This is a genomic window from Moorena sp. (assembly GCF_982860115.1).
Genome location: NZ_CEYLVT010000396.1, coordinates 1 through 3,690, shown reverse-complemented (window position 1 = coordinate 3,690; position 3,690 = coordinate 1). Strand labels below are relative to the sequence as shown.

The following is a 3,690-nucleotide window of genomic DNA, read 5'->3' as shown; positions in this document are numbered from 1 at the left end:
AGAAATCATCTTTAAACTTAACTTTAATAATACTATCAATTTCATCCAGAAAAATAACAATTTTACCTGGAATACTAGTTAACACGATCTGCTCAATAAACTTACTTAAGCACAAGACCGGGGAAATTTGAGCACGCTCGTCTAACCAACTGTCTTCATCAAACGTTCCGAAAAGCTCGAAATCATCCATCAATAACATCATCAAACTTTCATACCACATCGACACCGTGATATCTTCTCTACCAATCACGGTCAGATCGATAGACGCGCAAGCAAATCCCTCTTCTTTTAAGCGTTTTATCGTTCTTACCCGCAAACTCGACTTACCCATCTGTCGGGAATTCAGCACATAACAAAACTCCCCAGCCATCAATGCCTGATAAAGCTCATCATCCGCTTGTCGAGTGACATAAGTAGGTTCATCCTGAGGTAAACTACCTCCTACTTTGTAGATTGTTGAGTGTTGATTAGTCATGGTTGGAAAGGGAACAGGGAATAGGGAATAGGGAACAGTGTGGGGAGATGGGGAGATAGGGAGATGGGGAGATAGGGAGATGGGGAGATGGGGGAGTAACGCACCACCGAGTTAAACTTTTGCCTATTGCCTATTGCCTATTGCCTATTCCTCGCATACCCATAACTTCTCCTTAGCTCCAGGATTCCTAACAAAGTAATCTTCCAGCAAGTCACAGCCCCGACGCAGCAGCTCACCTAAACTTTCAACCTTCCAAATTCTGGCAGTGCCATTTCCTGAAGCAGTGGCCAGCCTCTGTCCATCCGGGCTGAATTTTACATTAATTACCGAAGACTGATGCCCGGTGAATACGGCTAATGGATTGCCCTGTAAGTCCCAAATTATGGCAGTGCCGTCCCCTGAATCCGTGGCCAGCCTCTGTCCATCCGGGCTGAAGGCTACACTATGTACCGAGGACTGAGGCCTGGTGAGTACGGTTAATTGATTGCCCTGTAAGTCCCAAATTCTGGCAGTTCGGTCTCGTGAAACCGTGGCCAGCTTCTGTCCATCCGGGCTGAAGGCTACACTCCATACCGAGTCCTGATGCCCGGTGATCACGGCGATTTGATTCCCCTGTAAGTCCCAAATTCTGGCGGTGTTGTCCGTTGATGCCGTGGCCAGCTTCTGTCCATCCGGGCTGAAGGCTACACGATATACCACACTATTTAGCGAGTCCTGATGCCCGGTGAGTACGGTTAATAGATTGCCCTGGTTGTCCCAAATTCTGGCAGTTCGGTCTCGTGAAACCGTGACCAGCTTCTGTCCATCCGGGCTGAAGGCTACACTATTTACCTCGTCCTGATGCCCTGTTAGCACGGCGATTTCATTGCCCTTTTTGTCCCAAATTCTGGCCGTGCCGTCTCGTGAAGCAGTGGCCAGCTTCTGTCCATCCGGGCTGAAGGCTACACTATCTACCGAGTCCTGATGCCCGGTGAGTACGGCTAATTGATTGCCCTTTTTGTCCCAAATTCTGGCAGTTTTGTCATATGAAGCCGTGGCCAGCTTCTGTCCATCCGGGCTGAAGGCTACACTATTTACCCAGGACTGATGCCCTGTGAGTACGGCTAATTGATTGCCCTTTTTGTCCCAAATTCTGGCAGTGTTGTCATATGAAGCCGTGGCCAGCTTCTGTCCATCCGGGCTGAAGGCTACACTATATACCCTGGACTGATGCCCTTTTAGTTCGGTTAATTGATTCCCCTGTAAGTCCCAAATTCTGGCAGTTTTGTCAGATGAACCAGTGGCCAGCCTCTGTCCATCCGGGCTGAAGGCTACACGATTTACCTCCTCCTGATGCCCTGTGAGCACGGCGATTTGATTGCCCTGGTTGTCCCAAATTCTGGCAGTTTTGTCAAATGAAGCCGTGGCCAGCCTCTGTCCATCCGGGCTGAAGGCTACACTATTTACCCTGGACTGATGCCCAGTGAGCAAGGCGATTTGATTGCCCTGGTTGTCCCAAATTCTGGCGGTGTTGTCCCGTGAAACAGTGGCCAGCCTCTGTCCATCCGGGCTGAAGGCTACACTCCATACCGAGTCCTGATGCCCGGTGAGCACGGCGATTTGATTCCCCTGTAAGTCCCAAATTCTGGCCATGCCGTCAACTGAAGCCGTGGCCAGCCTCTGTCCATCCGGGCTGAAGGCTACACTATTTAGCGAGTCCTGATTCCCGGTGAGTACGGCTAATTGATTGCCCTGGTTGTCCCAAATTCTGGCCGTGCCGTCAACTGAAGCAGTGACCAGCCTCTGTCCATCCGGGCTGAAGGCTACACTATTTACCCTGTCCTGATGCCTGGTGAGCACGGCGATTTGATTGCCCTGGTTGTCCCAAATTCTGGCCGTGCCGTCAAATGAAGCCGTGGCCAGCCTCTGTCCATCCGGGCTGAAGGCTACACTATTTACCCTGTCCTGATGCCCGGTGAGCACGGCGATTTGATTGCCCTGGTTGTCCCAAATTCTGGCAGTTTTGTCATATGAACCAGTGGCCAGCCTCTGTCCATCCGGGCTGAAGGCTACACTCCATACCCAGCCCTCATGCCCTGTGAGCAAGGCGATTTGATTGCCCTGGTTGTCCCAAATTCTGGCGGTGTTCTCCCATGAAGCCGTGGCCAGCCTCTGTCCATCCGGGCTGAAGGCTACACGATATACCGAGCCCTGATGCCCTGCGAGCACAGCCCCTTTTCGGAATTGACTAATACTTTGCTGGAGGGCATATATAGGACTGGTAATAGGATATTGCTCCAGGGGGCGACCATCTGTTACTGTGTTATATAGCTCTTGCCCAGTCTCCATGGCCTGGTACAAAAGCCTTTCCCCTCTTGTATTGGTGCCGTAGTAAACATTATTATCCGGTAACTGTCGTAGAACATCATTCCCTTGGCGTTCTAGTCCTATGACGAATTTCGCTTCCTGTATTTGTTGTCTAGCGTTGAAACCAGCCACTATAGCAACAATTAAGGACAAACCCAGTACAATTTTCCCTTTGCGTATGGTTCCCTGGGCTTGCTCTTTAGCCTTGGCTAATATTTCACTAGCCTCTTTCTGAGCAGCGGCCAAAGCCTTTTGCACTTCTCCCTTATCTAAAACCTGACTCGCTCTCAAAAACTGGGAATCCAAATCGCTTAACGCTTTTCCCCTCGACCATTGTTCCGCCTGCTCTAATGCTTTCCCCCGCAACAAAAAAGACTCATCCTTACACCCAGAATCAACCCAACCCGTAAACGCTTCAGAGTAGGGGCGTAGTCTTGCCAATTTTGTCTTAACCCAATCGGAATTGAAAACCTCCCCATAAATCCGATTGTTAACTTCCAAACAACCATGGCGCTCAACCACTAGCCCCGATAACCTTAATTCCGTCTGTTCTTCACTCCCATCAGCCGCTAGACTACCGTGATCCAATACTTGCTGATACAAACCCAACAGCATACCAGCCCGTTGCTCATTTCTGAGAATGCGATCGCGTAGCGGCTCTGAAAGAGCATCGCGTATAATCTTCAAATGCTCCTGTTCTTCCTGGGCTTCCCAATTTTCAATGATCTGCCTACGCACTATCTGTTCTACAGAAAGACTATTCCCCGATTCCCAGGTCTGGACTACCAAACGACATACGCGCTGAGTAAGAAACGGTTGTCCTCCCGTCCAGTTTACTATCTCACCTAACACCTGTTCAGGATTATTAA

The 3,690-nt window shown here is 49.9% G+C and carries 2 protein-coding genes; both read right to left on the bottom strand.

The genetic code is table 11. The features are described 5' to 3' along the window. A partial coding sequence (locus tag AC4II3_RS31935) for an AAA-like domain-containing protein (protein ID WP_490723025.1) occupies window positions 1-475 on the bottom strand: 475 nt, incomplete at its 3' end. 144 nt (window positions 476-619) lie between these two features. Beyond that, a partial coding sequence (locus AC4II3_RS31930) for an eIF2A-related protein (RefSeq protein ID WP_490723024.1) occupies window positions 620-3,690 on the bottom strand: 3,071 nt, incomplete at its 5' end.